Below are 21,120 nucleotides of genomic sequence, written 5' to 3'. Positions count from 1 at the left end.
GAGCGAGGCGATAAGAGTATGAAGGCGACCCCCCTGCTGGGCTGGTACCGGGCCCTGGCCATTGCGACCGGTGTGGCGCTGCTGGTCTTCTGCGGCTTCATGGTCGCGAAGTACGGCTTCGACACGGCCAAGGACGTGACCATGTACGTCGCGATGCTGCACGGCTACCTGTACATCGGGTACTTCGTGGTGACCTTCCTGCTCGGGCAGAAGCTGAAGTGGCCGCTCGGCCGGATGATCCTGACCCTGGCGGCCGGCTGCATCCCGTTCGCGTCCTTCGTCTTCGAGCGCAAGGTGGTCCGCGAGGCGGCCGAGCAGCTCCCGGCCGGCGCCGGCGCCCGCCAGCCCGCCGGCGTCTGACCCGAGGCCCGCGAGTCCGAGGCCCGCGAGTCCGAGGCCCGTGAGCGCCCCTTCCCCGACCGGGGGAGGGGCGCTTCGCGTTTCGGTCCCCGGCGTTTCGGCCCCGGTATCCATCGACAGCCGGTAGGGCGCCCGAGTAAATTAGTAGGACGTCCTAATAGCTGTGCCGCCCCGGTGCCGTGGCGGCCCTACGGAGTGGAGTTCGGGGCCCATGGACGCCGAGGAGATCGAGCGCGGACGGCAGCGCTGGCAGCAGCGGTACGACAGCGCCCGCAAGCGGGACGCGGACTTCACCACCCTCTCCGGCGACGAGGTCGAGCCGGTGTACGGGCCCGCTCCCGGGCAGGCCGTCGAGGGCTTCGAGCGGATCGGCTGGCCGGGCGAGTACCCGTTCACCCGCGGGCTGCACCCCACCGGCTACCGGGGCCGCACCTGGACCATCCGCCAGTTCGCCGGGTTCGGCAACGCGCAGCAGACCAACGAGCGCTACCGGATGATCCTGGAGGCGGGCGGCGGCGGCCTCTCGGTCGCCTTCGACATGCCCACCCTGATGGGTTACGACTCCGACGACGCGAAGTCGCTCGGTGAGGTGGGCCACTGCGGCGTCGCCATCGACTCGGCCGCCGACATGGAGGTGCTGTTCGCCGGCATCCCGCTCGGCGAGGTCACCACCTCGATGACGATCAGCGGCCCGGCCGTCCCGATCTTCTGCATGTACCTGGTCGCCGCCGAGCGCCAGGGCGTCGACCCGGCGGTGCTCAACGGCACCCTGCAGACGGACATCTTCAAGGAGTACATCGCCCAGAAGGAGTGGCTCTTCGCCCCCGAGCCGCACCTGCGGCTGATCGGCGACCTGATGGCGTACTGCGCCCAGGGCATTCCCGCGTACAAGCCGCTGTCCGTCTCCGGCTACCACATCCGCGAGGCCGGCGCGACGGCCGCGCAGGAGCTGGCCTACACCCTCGCCGACGGCTTCGCCTACGTCGAGCTGGGCCTGTCCCGCGGCCTGGACGTGGACGTCTTCGCGCCCGGTCTGTCCTTCTTCTTCGACGCGCACCTGGACTTCTTCGAGGAGATCGCCAAGTTCCGCGCCGCGCGCCGGATCTGGGCCCGCTGGATGCGCGACCGCTTCGGCGCCAAGACCGACAAGGCGCAGTGGCTGCGCTTCCACACCCAGACGGCCGGCGTCTCGCTGACCGCGCAGCAGCCGTACAACAACGTGGTCCGCACCGCCGTCGAGGCGCTGTCCGCGGTGCTCGGCGGCACCAACTCGCTGCACACCAACGCCCTGGACGAGACCCTGGCGCTGCCCTCCGAGCAGGCCGCCGAGATCGCCCTGCGCACCCAGCAGGTGCTGATGGAGGAGACCGGCGTCGCCAACGTGGCCGACCCGCTGGGCGGTTCCTGGTACGTCGAGGCGCTCACCGACCGGATCGAGCAGCAGGCCGAGGCGATCTTCCAGCGGATCCTGGACAAGGGCCGCGAGGACCACGAGATCGGCCCGATCACCGCCGGCATCCTGCGCGGGATCGAGGAGGGCTGGTTCACCGGCGAGATCGCCGAGGCGGCCTTCCAGTACCAGCAGTCGGTGGAGAAGGGCGACAAGCGCGTGGTCGGCGTCAACTGCCACCCGCGCAGCGTCACCCCCGAGCTGGAGATCCTGCGGGTCAGCCACGAGGTCGAGCGCGAGCAGGTGCGGGTGCTGCGGGAGCGCAAGGACGGCCGGGACGAGGCGGCGGTGCGGGCCGGGCTGGACGCCATGCTGGCGGCCGCGCGCTCGGGCGAGTCGATGATCCCGCCGATGCTGGACGCGGTGCGCGCCGAGGCGACCCTGGGCGAGATCTGCAACGCGCTGCGGCAGGAGTGGGGCACGTACCAGGAGAACGCGGCCTTCTGACGACCGGCCCGGAAGCCGCCCCCGTACGCACCGTGCGCGGGGCGGCTCCGCCGTGCCCTCAGCCGGACAGCAGGCTCGGGAACGGGCCGAGCAGCAGGTTGGTGAAGCGGCGGGTCCAGTCGGCGGTGATCGGCTCGCCGCTGACCAGGACGCGGTGCTCGACCGTCCCGGCGATGGTGTCGAAGATGATGTCGATCTCCTCGCCGGCCGTCCACGGGTCGGTGTCCGCGGCGAGTTCACCGCGTGCCTGGGCGGCCGCCCGGCCCTGCCGGACCAGCCGTTTCTGCGGGTCGACGATGGCCTCGCGGATCCGGCGGCGCAGGTGCGGGTCGCGGGTGCCCTCGGCGAACAGCGCGAGCAGCGCGGCCTGGGTCTCGGGGCGGGCCAGCAGGTCGGCGAACTGGGCGACCACGGCTTCGATGTCGGCCCGCAGGCTGCCGAGGTCGGGCATCACCAGGTCGTCGAAGAGGCTGGCGACGGCGTCCACCACGAGCTCGTTCTTGGAGGGCCAGCGGCGGTAGAGGGTGGTCTTGGCGACCTTGGCGCGGATCGCGACGTGGCCCATGGTCAGCCCGCCCCAGCCGAGTTCGGCCAGGGCCTCGCGGGTGGCGTCGAGGATCGCGCGGTCGGCGGCGGCGCTGCGCGGGCGCCCCTTGGCCCTGGCGGTGGTGCCCGCCGCGGGGGCGGGGTCGTCCGGGGTCTCCGGGGCGGGGACGTCCGGGCTCGCGGGGGGCTGGGGGGCCGGCACCGGGCCTCCTTGCGCTCTACTGGTGAGTAACATGGGTGGGGCTGGTAACGGTAGCGGCTGATCGTCGATCCGGGCAGCCGGGCCGTCCGGGAAAGTGGGGCAGCTCACGTTCCCGAACTCCCGGCGGGGCTTGCGGTCGGGGCCCCGGATCCAGTTACGCTACGACTCGTAGCGAAAGCAGTGACAACCAGGCACCGCACCCGTGGGACGGGGCGGCGCGGGCGCGGGTGGGGATCCGCGCCGAACGGTTCAGGCTACCGGGGGAGGGCCACGGCGCCCGGGAATCCGCGCCGCGCGGCCCGTGCGGGGCGACTTTCCGGAGGTTGGTGCCCGCAGGCAGCGCGGACGGGGGAGGATGGTGCCATGCAGCCACGGAATTCGCGTCCCAACAGCTCCGCCCTGCGCGGTGCGGTCGACCTCGCCGCAGTGAAGGCAGCCGGCGAGGCTGCCCAGAAGGCCGAGCAGGCCAGGGTCGAGCGGGCCCGTCAGGCGGCCGCCGCGGAGGCGGCCGGAGTCGCCCCCGCCCAGTCCGCCTACTCGCTCGTCATCGACGTCACCGAGGACACCTTCGAGACCGAGGTCGTCCAGCGGTCCACCGAGGTGCCGGTCGTCATCGACTTCTGGGCCGAGTGGTGCGGGCCCTGCAAGCAGCTCAGCCCGATCCTGGAGGGCCTGGCCGAGGAGTACGCCGGCCGCTTCGTGCTCGCCAAGATCGACGTGGACGCCAACCCGCTGATCTCCCAGCAGTTCGGCATCCAGGGCATCCCGGCCGTGATGGCCGTGGTGGCCGGCCAGCTGGTGCCGCTGTTCCAGGGCGCCGAGAGCGCGGCCAACGTCCGCAAGGTGCTGGACCAGCTGATCCTGGTCGCCGAGCAGCGCTTCGGCGTGGTCGGCGGCGCCGCGGCCCCGGGAGAGGCCCCGGCCGCCGCCCCGGAGCGACCGGAGGACCCGGCGCTGGCCGCCGCGCACGACGCGCTGGACAGCGGCGACCTGGGCGGCGCCATCCAGGCCTACCGGAACGTGCTGGCCGACCAGCCGGGCAACACCGAGGCCAAGCTGGGCCTCGCCCAGGCCGAACTGCTGCACCGGATCGAGGGCATGGACCCGCAGGCCGTCCGCACGGCGGCCGCGGCCGACCCGAAGGACGTGGCGGCCCAGCTGCAGGCGGCCGACCTGGACCTGGTGGGCGGTCACGTCGAGGACGCCTTCGGCCGCCTGGTGGACACCGTCGGCCGGACCGCCGGCGAGGACCGGGACGCCGCCCGGCTGCGCCTGCTGGAGCTGTTCGAGGTGATCGGCCCGGAGGACCCGCGGGTCACCGCGGCCCGGACGGCGCTGGCGCGCGTGCTGTTCTGACGTCCTTTCCGGGCCGGGCTCCGGGCGGGTCCTGGCACGGCGGATGACCTGCGGTGTCGCCGGGTGATTTGGCGACAATCCGGTCAACCGGACAGAGGTTTACCAAATCTTGACAACACCCGTGGACGGTCACAGCTTGTGACCGCCCACGGGTGTTTCGCTGGTGTTTCCGGCGGATTTCGTCGTCACGTTTCCTTCAAGGCGTCACGGACGGTGCATGCCGGGCCGATTTCATGATCAATGCCGCCGGGTGTTGCATTACCCGTCAGTAAGGAACCTCTTGTGCTTCGCCCGGGATTCGAGCACGATCGGCGACGCCCGGTCCCAGCCTCCCCACCCTCCGACCACCCGGTCGGCCACGCGGAGTGCGGGATCCCCACCGGGTGCTCCGCCGGCCCCGGTCGGCGGTAGGGAGGGCAGGGGGGTATCCGCGGTCCCACGGCGGTTCCTGTCCTTCGACCGGCCGCGCGCCCCTGCGCGGTCGCTGGTTGTCGCTCGGGGGTGATCGCCGATGTCGTCGGTCCTGCCCGCCGCTCCGCAAGGACGGCCGGTGGAGGAACGGGAGTGCCGCTGTACGCCGGCCGCTCCCGCGTCCGACGACGCCCAAGGCGCTCTCCGCTACCGAGGACGTAGCTCTCTCCCATCCCAGGCCCCCACCGGCGCGGGACGCGCCGCCGGGGAGCCGGAGATGTACGTCCTAGAAGGAGGACTCGCATGTCCCAGACCTACGGCAAGACCCGCTGGAAGCGCTTCGCCCTGGTGATGGTGCCGAGCATCGCGGCCACCGCGATGGTCGGCGTCGCCATGGCCAACAATGCGCTGGCGGCTTCGTTCAGCGTCTCCGGCCAGAGCTTCAAGGTCACCACGCCGGAGCTGCACGGCAAGAACTTCGCCCAGTTCGGCTCGATCGATGCCGAGGTGAACGGCACTCCGCACCCGGTCGCCGTCTCGGCGTTCGACGAGGCCACCATCAAGGGCCTCTGCCAGTCGGTGGTGACCGACCCCAACATCATCCCCGGCCTGCCGTGGAAGCTGCCCAAGATCATCCTGCGTCTGGAGGCGGGCAACAGCGACGACGTCAAGAAGCAGGTCTACGCCAAGAACCTGCTGATCGACCTCGACCAGCTGAACGCGGACGCCGAGTTCACCAACATCAACATCGGCCAGGACGCCTCGACCCTCAAGGGCGAGGCCACCCAGGGCTGGAAGTCGAAGCTCGGCGGTCTGCCGTCCGGCGCGACCGGCTTCGCCCAGGCTGCCGACAAGGCCGACCTGTACAACGTGCAGCAGACCGCCTGGGCCACCTCGGCCGGCACCTTCAAGCTCCCTGGCCTGAAGCTCGCGCTGCACACCGACGGCACCGGCGAGTGCTACTAGGCCGTTGACGGGCGGCGGGCCGGGCCCGGCCCGCCGCTCTGACGGCTCCTGTGGGACCGGGGACGGTGCGTGCGCCGTTTCCGGATCCCGTGTCTCGTCCATCCCTCGTTCACACCATCGAGGAGCTGCATCGTGTCCAGCGCCCTTGCCTCATACCGGCCCGCCGAGCACGAGAACCCCGTCCAGTGGCTGCGCCGGGTGTTCCGTACCTTCCGTCGGACGCGGCCGTACTACGGCGGCCTGCTGGCCATGATCGCCGGCGTCCCGATCATGTACTTCCCGTATGCCAAGCTCTCGTTGGGCGGCATGACGGTGGCCATGGCCACCACGGCGGGCGCCGGATCGCTGATCATCGGTGTGTTGCTGATCGTGCTCGGGCTGACCGCGTGGTTCCAGCCGACCGTGCGGGTCTTCGCGGGGGTCGCCACCACCCTGCTGACGCTGGTCTCGATCCCGGTCTCCAACCTGGCCGGCTTCGGACTGGCGCTGCTGCCGGGGCTGATCGGCGGCGGTCTGATGGCGTCCTGGGCGCCGCTGCCGGAGCCGAAGGCAGCCAAGGCCGGCGTCGCCGAGAGCGTCGCCGCCGAGACGCCTGCTACTGAGGCCTCCGCTGCCGAGACCGTCGTCGCCGAGTCCGCAGCCGTCGAGGCGCCCATCGCGAAGCTGCCCGCACAGACCGCGTCGAACGAGCAGGCCGCTGCCGCGGACCCGAAGGAGACGCGGTGAGCATGTCGGAGGATCAACCGCAGCGCTCCGGCCGGCACGCGGCCCCGCGCACGCCCGTACGGGTCCGGCTGAGAGGCCGCGCGCTGGCGATGGCCGCGGTGCCGACCGCGCTGCTGATGGCCGCCGCGTACACCCCCAACCCGGCGGTCGCCGAGTCGGGCAAGGCCTGTGGCACCGCGCCCGCCGCCGTCCCGGACGTCGCGCCGCTGGAGACGCCCGTCCCCAAGAGCGAGCTGCCCGAGCCGCCACCCGGCCCGTCCGCGGCGCCCTCGACGGGTCCGAGCGCGATTCCCACCCAGACGCCGACCACCGGGCCCGCCCAACAGCCCTCCGCGCCGGCCGATACGCCGACCGCCACCGCGACCCCGACCGGTGCGGCCACCGCCCCGACGACCCCGCCGTCCGCCCGCTCCGCCGCCACCGGCGGCTCGGGCACGACGGGCGCGGTCTACCAGGGCGGCGCCAACGGGCCCGGTACGGCCAGCCGGGCCGGGCTGATCGACGACCTCGTGGGCGGCATCGACCACCTGCTGAACCCGGGTGCCTCGCCGAGCCCGTCGCCGAACGCCAAGTCGGCCGCCACCCCCGCGCCGACCACCACCCAGTCCCCCGCCCCGACCGCCCCTGCGCCGCGGGCCGGGACGCCGGCCCCGCCGCAGGCCCCGACCACCGGAGCCCCGGTCGACGGGCAGTCCGCCGCCCAGCCGCCCGCGGCCGGCACGGGCGACCGGACCCCGGTGGGCGACCAGGCCTCGCCCACCGAGACGCCGTCCGCGAACGGTGGTGCGACCGGGAAGCCGAGCGGCAAGGCGAGCCCGAAGACGACCCCGTCCGCGGCCGCCTCCGGAACCGCCACCCCGTCCACGGCGGCCTCCGTCACCCCGTCCGCCTCGCCGAGCGCCAACCCCAACTGTGCGGTGGACACCCGCGGCCTGACCGCCGGCGCGCCCGCCACCGGGGACGTCGTCCCGGAGCAGAACTGGACGCTGCGGACCAGCCGGCTCGGCCTGCACGGCGCCGTCTTCCACGGCGTCTACGACGTGCGGACCCCGACCGGCACCAAGCGGGTGCTGAAGTTCGTGGTCGACAGCGTGGACATCGAGAACCTCGACATGTCGACCCTGGAGGGCAACGGCAAGACCTTCCACGTGCAGGGGGCCCCGGGCTCGACCTCGACCATGCGCAAGGGCCCGGTCACGATGTACGTGGAGCGGCTGTCCGGCCACCTCTCCAAGCTGCTCGGCCTGCCGATCCCGATCGACCTGGGCGAGATCACGCTCACCCCGGACACCCTGCCGCGCTGGCTGTACGACCTGATCGGCGCGATCCCGATCCCGCTGGACCTGGAGCTGACCGGGGTCACCGCCAAGCAGGCCGGCCAGTTCGGCGGCACGCTGACCATCCCCGGCATGCACCTGTTCAACGACGACGCGCCGTACAGCGACAAGTGACGGCCCCGGGCGCCGACACGGCCCGGAAACGCCCGTGGGGCGGTCCTCCACTGCGGAGGACCGCCCCACGGGCGCTGGTGCGACCGGGTGCTACTCGCCCCGGGTGCCCAGGTGGTGCACCTGGACCATGTTGGTGTTGCCGGGGATGCCGGGCGGCGAGCCGGCGGTGACGATGACGGTCGCGCCCTCGGCGAGCTTGCCCATGCTCAGCAGCTCGCGGTCGACCTGGGCGACCATCTCGTCGGTGGTCTCGACCTGCTCGGTGACGTGCGCCTCGACGCCCCAGCTCAGCGAGAGCTGGTTGCGGGTGGCGACGTCCGGGGTGAACGCGATCACCGGGATCGGCGAGCGGTAGCGGGACAGGCGGCGGGCGGTGTCACCGGACTTGGTGAACGCGACCAGCGCCTGGCCGTTGAGGAAGTCGCCCAGCTCGCACGCGGCGCGGGCGATCGAACCGCCCTGGGTGCGCGGCTTGCGGCCCGGGTTGAGCGGCTGCAGGCCCTGGGAGAGCAGCTCCTCCTCGGCCTTCTCGGCGATCCGGCTCATGGTGCGGACGGTCTCGATCGGGTACTTGCCGACGCTGGACTCGGCGGAGAGCATCACCGCGTCGGTGCCGTCCAGGATGGCGTTGGCGACGTCGGAGACCTCGGCGCGGGTCGGGCGCGAGGCGTGGATCATCGACTCCATCATCTGGGTGGCGACGATGACCGGCTTGGCGTTGCGGCGGGCCAGCGTGATCAGCTGCTTCTGGACCAGCGGCACCCGCTCCAGCGGGTACTCGACGGCCAGGTCGCCGCGGGCGACCATGATGGCGTCGAAGGCGAGGACGATCTCCTCCATGGCCTCGACGGCCTGCGGCTTCTCGATCTTGGCGATGACCGGCACGCGGATGCCGACCTCGTCCATGACCTCGTGGACGTCCTTGATGTCGTCCGCGTTGCGGACGAAGGACAGGGCGATCATGTCGACGCCCAGGCGCAGCGCGAAGCGCAGGTCGTCCTTGTCCTTCTCGGACAGGGCGGGCACGTTCACGGCCGCGCCGGGCAGGTTGATGCCCTTGTTGTTCGAGAGCACGCCGCCCTCGATCACCACGGTCTTCACCCGCGGGCCGTCGACGCTGACGACCTCCAGGGCGATGACGCCGTCGTTGATCAGAATCGGGTCGCCGGGCTTGACGTCGCCGGGCAGGCCCTTGTAGGTGGTGCCGCAGATGTGCTGGTCACCGGGGACGTCCTCGGTGGTGATGGTGAACTCGTCGCCGTTGTCGACGGTCACCGGGCCGTTGGCGAAGGTCGCCAGACGGATCTTGGGACCCTGGAGGTCGGCCAGGACGCCGATGGCCTTGCCGGTGTCCTCCGAGACCTGGCGGACCTTGCGGTACCGCTCCTCGTGGTCCGCGTGGTTGCCGTGGCTCATGTTCAGTCGGGCGACGTTCATGCCCGCCTCGACGATGGCCTTCAGCTGTTCGTAGGAGTCCGTCGCCGGACCCAGGGTGCAGACAATTTTCGCTCGGCGCATATGGATCAGTCTATCCGTTCGTGTTATAGGTGCATTCGGCACGAATCGCGAGGAATCGCCGACGAAGGATTCCGAGGGTCGAGACGACGTCTCGTCAGCCCCCGGACTGCCGGTGCACCAGGGCGAAGGCCTGTCGGGCGATCTCCAGTTCCTCGTCGGTGGGCACCACGGCGACCGCCACCCGGGCGTACGCCGGCGAGATGATCCGGGCCTCGCCGGAGCGCACCGAATTCAGCTCGGGGTCGACCGAGACGCCCAGCTCCTCCAGCCCGGCGGTGGCCGCCGCGCGCACCGGCGCCGCGTTCTCCCCGACGCCCGCGGTGAACGCGATCGCGTCCACCCGGCCGAGTACCGCGTAGTAGCCGCCGATGTACTTGCGCAGCCGGTGGATGTACGAGTCGAAGGCGAGCCGGGCGTCCGCGTCCCCGGCCTCGGCCCTGCGCATGATCTCGCGCATGTCGTTGTCGCCGCACAGGCCGCGCAGGCCGCTGCGGCGGTTGAGCAGGTCGTCGATCTCGTCGATGGACAGCCCGCCGACCCGGTGCAGGTGGAAGACCACGCCGGCGTCGATGTCGCCCGAGCGGGTGCCCATGACCAGGCCCTCCAGCGGGGTCAGGCCCATCGAGGTGTCCACGCAGCGACCGCCGCTGACCGCCGAGGCGGAGGCGCCGTTGCCCAGGTGCAGCACGATCACGTTCACCTCGGCCGGATCCTTGCCGAGCAGCCGGGCGGTGGCCCGCGAGACGTACTGGTGGGAGGTGCCGTGGAAGCCGTAGCGGCGCACCCGGTGCTCGTCGGCGACGGCCTTGTCGATCGCGTACCGGGCGGAGTACTCGGGCATCGAGGCGTGGAAGGCGGTGTCGAAGACGGCCACCTGGGGGAGGTCCGGGCGCAGCGCGCGGGCCACCTCGATGCCGGTGATGTTGGCCGGGTTGTGCAGCGGGGCGACCGGGATCAGCCGGCGGACCTCCTTGAGCACGTCGTCGGTGATCACGGTCGGCTCGGTGAACCGCTTGCCGCCGTGCACCACCCGGTGGCCGATCGCGGCCAGCTCGGGGGAGTCCAGCCCGAGGCCGTCGGCGGCCAGCTCCTCGGCGACGGCCTTCAGGGCGGTGGCGTGGTCCGGGAAGACCTGCAGGGTCTCGCGCGGCTCGCCCGACTGCGGGGTGTGCACCAGCCGCCCGCTGGACTCGCCGATCCGCTCGACCAGACCGGAGGCCAGCCGGGCGCCGTCCAGCATGTCGATCAGCTGGTACTTCACCGACGAGGAGCCGGCGTTCAGCACCAGAACGCGGGTACCTTCGCTCATGCCTGCGGCTCCTTGCGGTCCTGGGACTGGATGGCGGTGATCGCGACGGTGTTGACGATGTCCTGGACGAGCGCACCGCGCGAGAGGTCGTTGACGGGCTTGCGCAGCCCCTGCAGCACCGGGCCGACCGCCACCGCGCCCGCCGAGCGCTGGACCGCCTTGTAGGTGTTGTTGCCGGTGTTGAGGTCCGGGAAGATCAGCACGGTGGCCCGGCCCGCCACCGGCGAGCCCGGCAGCTTGGTGGCCGCGACGTGGACGTCCACCGCCGCGTCGTACTGGATCGGGCCCTCGACCAGGATGTCCGGCCGCAGCTCGCGGACCAGCTCGGTGGCCTTGCGGACCTTGTCGACGTCCGCGCCGGAGCCCGAGGTGCCGGTCGAGTACGAGAGCATCGCGACCCGCGGCTCGACCCCGAACTGGGCGGCGGTGGCGGCGGCCTGGATCGCGATGTCGGCCAGCTGCTGGGCGTCCGGGTCGGGGTTGACCGCGCAGTCGCCGTACACCAGCACCTTGTCGGCCAGGCACATGAAGAAGACGCTCGACACGATGGACGCGCCGGGCGAGGTCTTGATCACCTCGAAGGCGGGCCGGATGGTGGCCGCGGTGGAGTGCACCGCGCCGGAGACCATGCCGTCCGCGATGCCCTCCTGGACCATCAGGGTGCCGAAGTACGAGACGTCGGTGACCACGTCCAGCGCGAGCTCGACGGTCATCCCCTTGTGGGCGCGCAGCCGGGCGTACAGCTCGGCGAACTGGCGGCGCAGCGGGCTGGTGGCCGGGTCGACGATCCGGACCTGGGAGCGGTCGGCGCCCGGCGCTCCCCCGGCCTGGTGGCCGGGAGGTGCCCCCACCTGCGGGAGGTCGATGCCGAGGCTCGCGGCCTTGCGGCGCACCGCGTCCGGCTCGCCGAGCAGGGTGAGGTCGCAGATGTTGCGGCGCAGCAGGATCTCGGCCGCGCGCAGCACCCGTTCCTCGGTGCCCTCCGGCAGGACGACGTGCCGCCGGCTCGCCCGGGCCCGCTCCAGCAACTCGTGCTCGAACATCATCGGGGTGACCCGCTCGGACCGGCCGACCTCGATCAGGTTGGTCAACTCGGCCGTGTCGACGTGCAGTTCGAACAGGCCGAGGGCGATCTCGGCCTTCCGCGGGCTGGCCGCGGTGAGCTTGCCCTCCAGGTGGGTGAGGGTGGCGGCGGTCGGCCAGCTGCCCTCGGGGACGACCGCGACCGGGGTGCCGGGGGCGAGTCGGGCGGCCAGCGCCAGCACGTTCGGACCGGGGTGCTGGCCGAGCGTCAGCAGTACGCCGGCGATGGGCGGGGCGCCGGCGGCGTGCGCGGCCAGCGAGCCGATCACCAGGTCGGCGCGGTCCCCGGGGGTGACGACCAGGGCGCCCTCGGTCAGGGCGTCCAGGAAGGTCGGCAGCATGGCGCCGCCGAAGACGAAGCCGCGGACGTCGCGGGCCAGGCCGGCGGCGTCCCCGAGCAGGACGTCGGCGCCGGTCGCCTCGACCAGCTGGGCGACGGTCGGCGCGGCCAGCGCCGGCTCCTCCGGTATGACGTAGGCGGGGATCGGCAGCTTCTCGGTGAGCTTGCGCTGGATCCGCTGCTTGGCACCCGGGGCGACCCGGTTGGCGACCATCGCCAGGGTCTCGCAGCCCAGGTCGGTGTACGCCCGGTGGGCGTTGCGGACCTCGGCGACCACGGCCTCCGGGTCCTCGGCGTGCCCGCCGACCACCGGCAGCACGGCGGCGCCGAACTCGTTCGCCAGCCGGGCGTTGAAGGCCAGCTCGTCCGGGATGTTGGTGTCGGCGAAGTCGGTGCCGAGCACCAGCACCGCCTGGCAGCGCCGCTCCACCGCACGGAAGCGGTCGACCAGGGTGGAGACCAGCTCGTCCTGCCCCTGGGCGGCCTGCAGCGCGGCGGCCTCCTCGTAGGTGAGCCCGTACAGCTCGGAGCTCGGCAGGTCGATCCGGTACCGGCCGCGCAGCAGCTCCACCACGTGGTCCGAGCCCGGCGCCCCGGGCGCGTGCGCGTGCACCAGCGGGCGGAACACCCCGACCCGGTCCACCTGGCGGGTGAGCAGTTCCATGACCCCGAGTTCGACCGCCTGCCGGCCGTCCCCCCGGTCGATGCCGGTCACGTACACGCTGCGCGCCACGTGGGTGTCTCCGTCCCGTCGTCTCGGAATATGGCCATATCGACCATACCTTTGCACCCCGAACGGGTGTCCGCGAGCAGAGCGACCCGGCGGAGGCAAGGGGGCGAAGGTCCCCGCAGGGCGCGCCCTGGAGCTCGCCGCCGAGGTGGACGATCATTGCGCTGTCGGCTAGCGGTTCCCGCGGAGATCAGGGCTGCGCCGGCGTTCCGAAGTACTCGGGGCCCACCAGCTCGACGGACGCCCCGCGGGGGCTCTCGGTGATGAACGCCCGGACCACTCGCTTGTCCAGGAGCCACCCGTGCGGATGCTGCAGTGAGCCGGAGGGGCCGGCCATCCAGCCGTCGGCGGTGAGGCTGTCCCGCAGCCGGGCTGCCACCGCCGTCGGCGAGAGATGTCCGGTGCTGCCGATGGAGAGTTCCCTGGTGCAGTCGTGCGAGGCGCAACTGCCGGCGGTCCCGGAGTCGCGCTCGACGACGACGCCCGACGGCAGCGGAAGCTCGGCAAGACTCGGGTAGTAGGCGAAACCCGAGAGGTAGAGCGGATAGGCGGCAGCGACGACCACGCCGACGATCGCGTGGCAGACGAGGGCGGCTGTCGCGCCGCCGACTCGGTGGCTCTCCGCCTCTTCGGGGCGACGGCCGTGCAGCCGTCGTTCGGCCAGTGCACCGACGAGGATCGCGAGAAGCGAGCTGAACGGATATACCACCGTCAACTCGGCCGCCGCGAGGAGTGGCCACCATTCGTACTCCAGACCGATCAGCACCACCGCCTGGCCCAACAGGGCGACGCCGACGGTCCCTCCGACCAGCCGGGTGCGAGCGAGCGCAGCCCAGCAGCCCAGCGGCCACAGCACATACAGCCACCACATGATCTGGAACAACGACGCCTCCTGCTGACGATTTGCGTCGGATGTGAACGCTAAGGGTGTCCGGGGTGGGAGACAACGCTCCCGCCCCGGACACGGTGCGGATCAGGAGAACGTGCAGGTCATGATGCCGCTTGCACAGATTTCCCGGTTGGCTCGATCCCAGTGCGTCTTCCAGGCAGTGATATTGCCTGTGACATTGGGGCCGAAATGGCCGTAATGATCGCCCTTGAGGTCGTAGAACGCCCGGTACGACTCACTCGTGGGGTCGATACCTCCGTTGTAGAACCCGTAGAGCAGGTCATACGACGCGTAGTCCCGAGTGCTGACATCCGGCAGCTTGGGCAGTTCCACCGACTCCAGGTACTTGATGTAGTAGGCGGTTGCCGCCATGTCCAGATCGGTCTGGTCGCGCAGGTCGGCCCACTCGTGTCCCTGGAAGGCGTCCGGGTAGGCCTTGGCGATGTAGTCCCAGGTCACCGGTTTGATATTGGTGACGCCGAGCGAGGCCACCCCGTCACCGCCGTGGCCCGGCCACAGGTGCATCGCGGACAGTGCCGCGGCCCGCTTCTCGTACTCCAGGTAGACGTCGAGACCGTGGTCGCGGACCATCGGCACCTCCTTGCCGCTGGTCTCCATCAGCGCGATGGAGTAGACCAATCGCGGATCGACCTTCGCCTTGGCGGCAGCGATGACGGCCGACTGCATCAGGATCGACGGCTGGCACGCGAGATCCTCGAACTTCGCATTGAGGCAGTCCCCGTAGGTCTTGTTCATGGCCGTGCGCCAGTCGCTGTTCAGGGTGAACCGCAGGTTGCAGGGGTACTGGTCCCACGAACCGTCGCACTTTCGACCCCCGGGAGTGCCAGCGCCACCTGTGAGTTCAGTGGCATTCGCACAGACCTGCCCCGATGCCGCGTCACACCATCCCTTGTCCGCCGAGGCTTTGATGCCGGTCCGGTTGGCCGCGTCGGCGGCTTCCTTGGCATCCTGTTGGGCCTTGGCGATCGCGGCCTCGGCCGACGTGGCGGAGGCGTCCGCCGCCGCGGCTGACTTCTGGGCCTGGTTCGCAGCCGTCCGAGCGGTGACTGCGGCCTGACGGGCACCTGCCGCGTCCCGTTCCGCCACGGTGGCCGAGTTCTGTGCTCCCTTGGCATCGGTGGCGGCGTCGGTTGCCGATTGGTGAGCCGCGCTCTGGTCGCCCTTGGCTTGGGTCACCAGTTGGTCGCTGTGCGCGGCAGCCTGGATCGCGACCGCCGAGTCGGCGGCGGCGGAGGCCGCTGACTTCACCGCGTCCGCCGAGGACTTGGCCGCTGCCGCGGCCGACTTGGCGGCGTCGGCAGCGGCCTGGGCAGCCAGCTTGGCGTCCCCGTTCGCCTGGTCGGCCGCCTGCTGGGCACTCACCGCGGCCTCGGCCGCCTGGGTGGCCCGTGCCTGGGCGACCTCCGCCTGTTGCTGGGACACGGTCTTGGCCGCCTGGGAGGCCAAGGTGGCCAGACCGGCCGCCGAGTCGTTGTTGGCGTACGGTGCGGCGAGGTCGATCGCCTTGTCGGCCGGCGCGGCGACGGTCGCCGCCGCGGCCGACGCCTGCTGGGCGGCTTCGGAGGTCGCCGCCGCCTTGCCGGCGGCGACGGCGCTCTCGGCGACCGCGCCGTCCGCCTCGGACCGGGCCGCGGTGGCCTTGCCCTGGGCGTCGGCGGCGGTCTGGGCGGCCTGGTCCGAGGCGGTCTGGGCGGTCTGGGCGTTCGTCGACGCCTGGTTCGAGGCCTCGATCGCGTCAGCCGCTGCCGCGTGGGCGTCCGCGGCGGCAGCAGTCGTTGCTGCGGTGTCCGCGTCCGACTTGTCCGCGTCCGCCTTGGCCCGGGCCGCAGCGGAGTTGGCTGCGTCGGCCGCCTTGCGGGCCTTGCCGGCTGCGATCGTCGCGGTACCTGCCACAGAGCGCGCCTGGTTGGCGGCAGTGACTGCCGCCGCGGCGTCCGCCTTGGCCCGGTCGGCCGCAGCCCGGGCGGCACCCGCGTTCGGGCCGCCGGCCGCTGCGACTGCCGCGGCCTCTGCGGCGCCGGCCCGTGCATCGGCCGCGTTCTCGTTCTGCTCGGCCGTCAGGGCTTGGCCCCGTGCCGTGTCAGCGTTCTGTTCGGCTTGCTGCGCGGCGCTTTCGTTGGCGGCCGCAGTCCCGGCAGCTGCCGCGGCATCCTTCTGCATGCCCTGAGCAGTGGCTGCCTTCTGCTGGGCCAGGGCCTCCGCCTGTTGGGCCTTGTTTCTCTGGGTGTCGGCGGTGGCCTTGGCGGTGGCCGCGTTCTGCCGCTCCTGGGCAGCCTTGGCGGCGCTGTCGTGGGCGGCGGCGGCCGCCGTGACGGCGGTGCTCTCGGCTGTCTGTGCCTTGCCCTTGGCGGTGGCGGCGCGCTGGGCGGCGCCGGCCGCGGCGGTCGCCCGTTCCTGGCTGGTGGCGGCGAGCGAGGCTGCCAGTTTGGCGTCGCCCTGGGCCATTTCGCGGAGGAACTGGGCCCGGGCGGCGTGGGCCTGGGCCCGGGCGTTGGCGAGCAGGGTGGCGCTGTCGTTGACGGTGGCGTTGGTGGTGGCCAGCGCCGTCTGGATGGCGTTGGAGATGGCGGTGGCAGCTGAGGCGGAGGCCTTGGCGACCTGTGCGTCCTGCTGCGCGTACAGCAGGCCGCGGCCCTCCGGGTCGCCGTTGGCCTTGGCGGTCGCGACGGACGCGTCCTGGGCGGCCTGGACCTTGTCAGCGGCCTCCTTGGCCTGCGCGGCGGCCATCTTGGCGCTCTCGGTCAGCCCGGTGACCTTGGCCTTGATGATGCCGAGGTCGTTGGGGATCCGGTCCACCGGCGCATTCCACTCGGGTGAGACCCGGTACTGCTGGGCCCAGAGCAGTCGGTCGGCGTACCAGGCGTAGCTGAGCGCGTCGTTCATCGCCTCGGAACTGGTGCGCAGCGCCTCCAGGCCCTGGATCTCGGCGGTGGTGATGTCCGCGCGGAGCTGGGCCTGGGAGTTGAGTTCGGCCTGGTACTCGGCCCAGGCGGTCTCGATGGCGTCGGTCAGCACGTACTTGGGGTCGGCGGGGTTGGTCGGGTCGCCGTTGAACCAGCGGGCCTTGATCGCCTCGACCTCGATCCGGAACTCCGGGGAGCCCTGAGCGGGTGCGACCGTCGGGAAGCCGTTGTACTGGATGAACCGTCGGACGTCGTCGGCCGAGCCCCCGTTGGCTTGGTGGGCGTAGGTCTCCCAGATCGTGGTCGGGTCCTTGGCGGCGTTCTCCTTGCCGATCGCGGTGACCCGGTCCATCGCGGCCTGGTCGGCCTTCGGTATGTCCAGAGCGATGGAGACGGAGAGTACGGCTCGCCAGAACGTGGAGTCGGACGACATGTAGGCGATCACGTCGCCGTCGAAGTCGGGCTGGCGATCGTACATCGAGAAGCCGTCGAGGAAGTGCTGCCGGCCGTCCCGGCGCTGGCCCCGGGCCTGGTCGGCGACCTTGGTAGCGGCCACGTCCTTCGCCAGCGCGCTGCTGGGATCGTCTTCCCATCCTCTGCTGATCCAGGTGGCCCAGACCGCGCTCGTCTCGGCGTCGTTGCCGGCCAGTGCGGCGCCGGCCTCGGTCCGCATCCGGGTGCCGCCGGCGTGCATCACCTTGGCCAACCGGGCCCGGTCCATGCGCTTGTTCTCCGCGTCCTTGAGCGCGGCGAGGCGGACGCCCAGCGGGCCCGTGCCGGCCGGGTAGATCACCGGCGCGGAGACCTTGGGTCCGGCGACCGCGGCGTGCGGGCGCCGGGGGGTGTTCCAGACCTGGGCGATCCAGTCGTTGCAGGTCCAGATCTGGAGGTTGGTGCCGTCTGAGGTGGAGCCGGCCGGAACGTCTAGGCAGCGGCCCGAGTTGGGGTTGAGCAGGGTGGTGCGGCCGTCCGCGTCGAAGCGGACCACCCACTGCTGGTTCAACCCGCCATTGCAGGTCCAGAGCCCGACCGGCGTGCCGTCCGCGACGGCGCCCTCGCCGCCGGCGATGTCGAGGCACTGGAAGGCGTGGGTGATGGTGCCGTTCTGGTTCAGCGTCCAGACCTGCGCGGGCGTGCCGTTGCACTGGGTGCTCTGCACCGGGGTGCCGGGAGCCGGGTTGTTCCAGGGGTCGTCCACGCACTTGCCGCCGAGGGCCGGGTCGGAGATCGGACCGGTCGGCTGGGGATCGCCGGCGGGCGGGCTGAACCACTGGGCTGTGCTGCCGTTGCAGCCCCACAGCCGGAGCGTCGCGCCGTCAGTGGTGGAGGCGCCGGGGACGTCGATGCAGCGGCGGCTCATCGGGTTGTAGATCCGGGGGCTGCCGTTGCTGGCGTACTGCACGATCCACTGCTGGTTTCGGCCGCCGTTGCAGTCCCAGATCTCCAGTTCGGTGCCGTCGGTGATCCCGCTCCCGTCGCGAGCGGTGTCGGGAATGTCGAGGCACTTTTCCGGGGTGGTGGTCAGGGTGATTGTCCCGTAGAACCCGAGGTCGCCGTACCCGTAAGGGCCGCTGGGGTTGAACGTCCAGTTCTGGGCGTCCCCGCCGTTGCAGGTGGACGAACCCACGGCCGCGCCGTTGCGGGTGTCGGCCGCGAGGTCGTCCGCGCACTTGTCGAGGCCGAGGTTGTGGATCGGGCCGCTGGCCTGTGCGTTGAGGTTGACCGGGGTGGCTAGCCCGGTGTTCCCGAGGTCCCACGGAGGGGTGTCCGCGGCGGCCGGTGGGATCAGTCCGAAGGCGAGGCCGATGGCCGCGAGCGCGGCGGCCGTTCTCGCCAGGAATGGGTGGGCCCGCCCTAATGATCTCGATTTCATGAAGTTGCGACCTACCGTCAGTTATGCCCGGACCTCGCCTTGTTGACGAACGATCTCGGATCGCGGCGAAGCCTACTGCGGTGGTTCGCATCCTTTTCGAACATTTACAGAAGCGGAAGCCCCCCGGAGCGATTCGCGTTCCGGGGGGGGCATGCGGCGAGGTGCTCGCTAGGCCGGGCGGAGCCAGAGGGTGGCGAGTGGGGGGAGGACCAGTTCGGCGGAGCGGGGCTGGTCGTTCCAGGGGGTCGGGTCGGCCTTGACCGGGTGGGAGTTGCCGATGCCGCCGCCGCCGTAGGCCTCGGCGTCGGTGTTGAGCACTTCCTCCCACAGCTGGTCGCGGCCCGCCAGGGCGGGCAGGCCGACCCGGTGGCCGTGCCGGACGACCGGGGAGAAGTTGCAGACCGCGACCAGTGGCGAGCCGTCGGCCGCGTACCGGACGAAGGAGAGCAGGTTGTCCTCGGCGGCGCCGCCGTCGAGCCAGCGGAAGCCGTCCGGGGTGGCGTCCCGTTCCCAGAGGGCGGGGGTGTCCAGGTAGTGCCGGTTGAGGTCGCGGACCAGTCGGCGCACGCCGAGGTGGTCCCGGTGGGCCGGCCACTGCTCGTCGAGCACCCACCACTGCGGTCCCTGTTCGTGGTGCCACTCCGCGCCCTGGGCGAACTCCTGTCCCATGAAGAGGAGTTGCTTGCCCGGGTGGGACCACATGAAGCCCAGGTAGGCGCGGTGGTTGGCGCGCTGCTGCCACCAGTCGCCGGGCATCTTGGAGACCAGCGCCTGCTTGCCGTGCACCACCTCGTCGTGCGAGATCGGCAGGATGTAGTTCTCCGAGTAGGCGTACACCATCGAGAAGGTGATCTCGTTGTGGTGGTACTTGCGGTGCACCGGCTCCTTGGACATGTAGACCAGCGAGTCGTGCATCCAGCCCATGTTCCACTTCAGCCCGAAGCCCAGGCCGCCGGCGTCGGTGGGGCGGGTGACGCCGTCCCAGGCGGTGGACTCCTCGGCGATGGTGACCACGCCGGGGCAGCGCCGGTAGACGGTGGCGTTCATCTCCTGCAGGAACGCGGCGGCGTCCAGGTTCTCCCGGCCGCCGTGCTGGTTGGGCGTCCAGGCGCCGCCCTCGCGGGAGTAGTCGAGGTAGAGCATCGAGGCGACGGCGTCCACCCGCAGGCCGTCGATGTGGAACTCCTCGCACCAGTAGACCGCGTTGGCGACGAGGAAGTTGCGCACCTCCTTGCGGCCGTAGTCGAACTCCAGGGTGCCCCAGTCGGGGTGCTCGGCGCGCAGCGGGTCGGCGGGCTCGTACAGCGGCTCGCCGTCGAAGCGGGCGAGCGCGAAGGCGTCCTTGGGGAAGTGGGCGGGCACCCAGTCGACGATCACGCCGATGCCGTGCCGGTGCAGGGTGTCCACCAGGTGGCGGAAGTCGTCCGGGCCGCCGAGCCGGGCGGTGGGGGCGTAGTAGCCGGACACCTGGTAGCCCCAGGAGCCACCGAAGGGGTGCTCCATCACCGGCATGAACTCCACGTGGGTGAAGTTCAACTCCTTGAGGTAGAGCGGGAGTTCCTCGGCGATGGCGCGGTAGCTGGTGAGGTCCGGCCGCCAGGACGCCAGGTGCAGCTCGTACACCGACATCGGCGCCCGGTGGTGCGCGGTGCGGGCCCGGCGGGCCATCCACTCGCCGTCCTGCCAGCGGTGGTCGGAGCTGGTGACCACCGAGGCGGTGGCGGGCGGGCACTGGGCGGCGCGGGCCAGCGGGTCGGCCTTGTCGAGCACCCAGCCCTGCCGGGTGTGGATCTCGTACTTGTACGCGGCGCCCTCGCCGAGGCCCGGGACGAACAGCTCCCAGATCCCGGACGAGCCGAGCGAGCGCATCGGGTGCCCGGTGCCGTCCCAGTGGTTGAAGTCGCCGATCAGCCGGACCCCGACGGCGTTCGGCGCCCAGACCGCGAAGGCGGTGCCGGCGACGCCGTCGACGGTGCGCGGGTGGGAGCCGAGCGCCCGCCAGAGCTGCTCGTGCCGGCCCTCGGAGATCAGGTGCAGGTCGAGCTCGCCGAGGGTGGGCGGGGTGCGGTAGCCGTCGTGCTGGACCAGTGGCTCGCCGCCGGGGTAGGTCACCAGCAGCCGGTAGTCCGGCATGCTCCCGCCGGCCACCAGCCCGGTGAACAGGCCGCCCTGCTGGTGGGTGAGTTCGGCCGGGCCCTGGGCGGTCTCGACGACCACCCGCTCGGCGAACGGACGCAGCACCCGGATCGCGGTGCCGCCGTGCACCGGGTGGGCGCCGAGCAGGGCGTGCGGGTCGTGGTGCTGCCCGCCGACCAGCCGGTCCACCTCGGACGGCGGCAGCGGCGCCTCGGGCAGCCGCAGCGAGGCCGTGGGCGGGGCCGTGGGTGGGGCCGCGACCGGCTCGGGCTCGGCGACCGGCTCGGGCTCCGCGGCCGCCCGGGGCGTTGTGGGCTCGGGCCCGGGGGAGTCCGGGCCGGCCAGGAAGGTGTCCGGTACGGGGCGGGTGGTACGGCCGGGCGGATCGAGCGGAGTCACGGCT

General features: G+C 71.8%; 13 protein-coding genes. 6 read left to right on the top strand and 7 right to left on the bottom strand.

The window, feature by feature from the left end; genetic code table 11:
- The first annotated feature begins 18 nt into the window (after positions 1–18).
- A complete protein-coding gene (locus ACIO5E_RS16910) occupies positions 19–360 on the top strand; it encodes a DUF3817 domain-containing protein (RefSeq protein ID WP_280675964.1) in 342 nt (113 codons plus the stop codon).
- Between the two features lie 211 nt (positions 361–571).
- On the top strand, positions 572–2,257 hold the full coding sequence (locus tag ACIO5E_RS16905) for a methylmalonyl-CoA mutase (RefSeq protein WP_400668095.1): 1,686 nt from the start codon (positions 572–574) through the stop codon (positions 2,255–2,257).
- 58 nt (positions 2,258–2,315) lie between these two features.
- Here ACIO5E_RS16905 and ACIO5E_RS16900 read toward each other — a convergent pair whose 3' ends face one another.
- Complete coding sequence (locus ACIO5E_RS16900) at positions 2,316–3,005, bottom strand: TetR/AcrR family transcriptional regulator (protein WP_400668093.1); 690 nt, start codon at positions 3,003–3,005, stop codon at positions 2,316–2,318.
- 363 nt (positions 3,006–3,368) lie between these two features.
- On the opposite strand from ACIO5E_RS16900, the gene ACIO5E_RS16895 reads away from it, so the two are divergent.
- From ACIO5E_RS16895 to ACIO5E_RS16880, 4 genes are all read left to right on the top strand, one after another.
- Positions 3,369–4,361 (top strand): tetratricopeptide repeat protein, encoded by a 993-nt coding sequence (locus ACIO5E_RS16895; protein ID WP_400668090.1) that lies wholly within the window; start codon positions 3,369–3,371, stop codon positions 4,359–4,361.
- A 714-nt stretch (positions 4,362–5,075) separates the two neighbouring features.
- The gene (locus ACIO5E_RS16890) at positions 5,076–5,738 is read left to right on the top strand and encodes a DUF6230 family protein (RefSeq protein WP_280675958.1); all 663 of its coding nucleotides are present in this window, start codon (positions 5,076–5,078) and stop codon (positions 5,736–5,738) included.
- A gap of 132 nt (positions 5,739–5,870) precedes the next feature.
- The gene (locus tag ACIO5E_RS16885; protein ID WP_400668088.1) at positions 5,871–6,464 is read left to right on the top strand and encodes a DUF6114 domain-containing protein; all 594 of its coding nucleotides are present in this window, start codon (positions 5,871–5,873) and stop codon (positions 6,462–6,464) included.
- 2 nt (positions 6,465–6,466) lie between these two features.
- Complete coding sequence (locus ACIO5E_RS16880; RefSeq protein WP_400668085.1) at positions 6,467–7,915, top strand: hypothetical protein; 1,449 nt, start codon at positions 6,467–6,469, stop codon at positions 7,913–7,915.
- A 90-nt stretch (positions 7,916–8,005) separates the two neighbouring features.
- On the opposite strand, the gene pyk is transcribed toward ACIO5E_RS16880, so the two are convergent.
- The 6 genes from pyk to glgB form a co-directional block, all read right to left on the bottom strand.
- Positions 8,006–9,433, bottom strand: coding sequence for a pyruvate kinase (pyk, locus tag ACIO5E_RS16875; protein ID WP_400668082.1), 1,428 nt, complete (start codon positions 9,431–9,433; stop codon positions 8,006–8,008).
- 94 nt (positions 9,434–9,527) lie between these two features.
- Complete coding sequence (locus ACIO5E_RS16870; protein ID WP_400668080.1) at positions 9,528–10,742, bottom strand: acetate kinase; 1,215 nt, start codon at positions 10,740–10,742, stop codon at positions 9,528–9,530.
- On the bottom strand, positions 10,739–12,898 hold the full coding sequence (gene pta, locus ACIO5E_RS16865) for a phosphate acetyltransferase (protein ID WP_400668077.1): 2,160 nt from the start codon (positions 12,896–12,898) through the stop codon (positions 10,739–10,741). Before pta ends, ACIO5E_RS16870 begins: the two co-directional genes overlap by 4 nt.
- A 187-nt stretch (positions 12,899–13,085) precedes the next feature.
- Complete coding sequence (locus tag ACIO5E_RS16860; RefSeq protein ID WP_400668074.1) at positions 13,086–13,778, bottom strand: hypothetical protein; 693 nt, start codon at positions 13,776–13,778, stop codon at positions 13,086–13,088.
- 90 nt (positions 13,779–13,868) lie between these two features.
- On the bottom strand, positions 13,869–18,581 hold the full coding sequence (locus tag ACIO5E_RS16855; RefSeq protein ID WP_400668071.1) for a ricin-type beta-trefoil lectin domain protein: 4,713 nt from the start codon (positions 18,579–18,581) through the stop codon (positions 13,869–13,871).
- A gap of 168 nt (positions 18,582–18,749) precedes the next feature.
- Positions 18,750–21,116: a 1,4-alpha-glucan branching enzyme gene (glgB, locus tag ACIO5E_RS16850; RefSeq protein ID WP_400668068.1), complete on the bottom strand. Its 2,367-nt coding sequence runs from the start codon at positions 21,114–21,116 to the stop codon at positions 18,750–18,752.
- Between the last annotated feature and the right edge of the window lie 4 nt (positions 21,117–21,120).

Source organism: Kitasatospora sp. NPDC087314, from assembly GCF_044744365.1.
GTDB lineage: Bacteria > Actinomycetota > Actinomycetes > Streptomycetales > Streptomycetaceae > Kitasatospora.
This window is presented reverse-complemented; position numbering and strand designations above follow the sequence as displayed.

Excerpts from the sequence above, each read along its gene's own strand:
- ACIO5E_RS16890 (WP_280675958.1), top strand. The coding sequence starts at position 5,076 with ATGTCCCAGACCTACGGCAAGACCCGCTGGAAGCGCTTCGCCCTGGTG.
- ACIO5E_RS16905 (WP_400668095.1), top strand. The coding sequence starts at position 572 with ATGGACGCCGAGGAGATCGAGCGCGGACGGCAGCGCTGGCAGCAGCGG.
- ACIO5E_RS16895 (WP_400668090.1), top strand. The coding sequence starts at position 3,369 with ATGCAGCCACGGAATTCGCGTCCCAACAGCTCCGCCCTGCGCGGTGCG.
- ACIO5E_RS16910 (WP_280675964.1), top strand. The coding sequence starts at position 19 with ATGAAGGCGACCCCCCTGCTGGGCTGGTACCGGGCCCTGGCCATTGCG.
- ACIO5E_RS16855 (WP_400668071.1), bottom strand. The coding sequence starts at position 18,581 with ATGAAATCGAGATCATTAGGGCGGGCCCACCCATTCCTGGCGAGAACG.
- ACIO5E_RS16880 (WP_400668085.1), top strand. The coding sequence starts at position 6,467 with ATGTCGGAGGATCAACCGCAGCGCTCCGGCCGGCACGCGGCCCCGCGC.
- pyk (WP_400668082.1), bottom strand. The coding sequence starts at position 9,433 with ATGCGCCGAGCGAAAATTGTCTGCACCCTGGGTCCGGCGACGGACTCC.
- ACIO5E_RS16870 (WP_400668080.1), bottom strand. The coding sequence starts at position 10,742 with ATGAGCGAAGGTACCCGCGTTCTGGTGCTGAACGCCGGCTCCTCGTCG.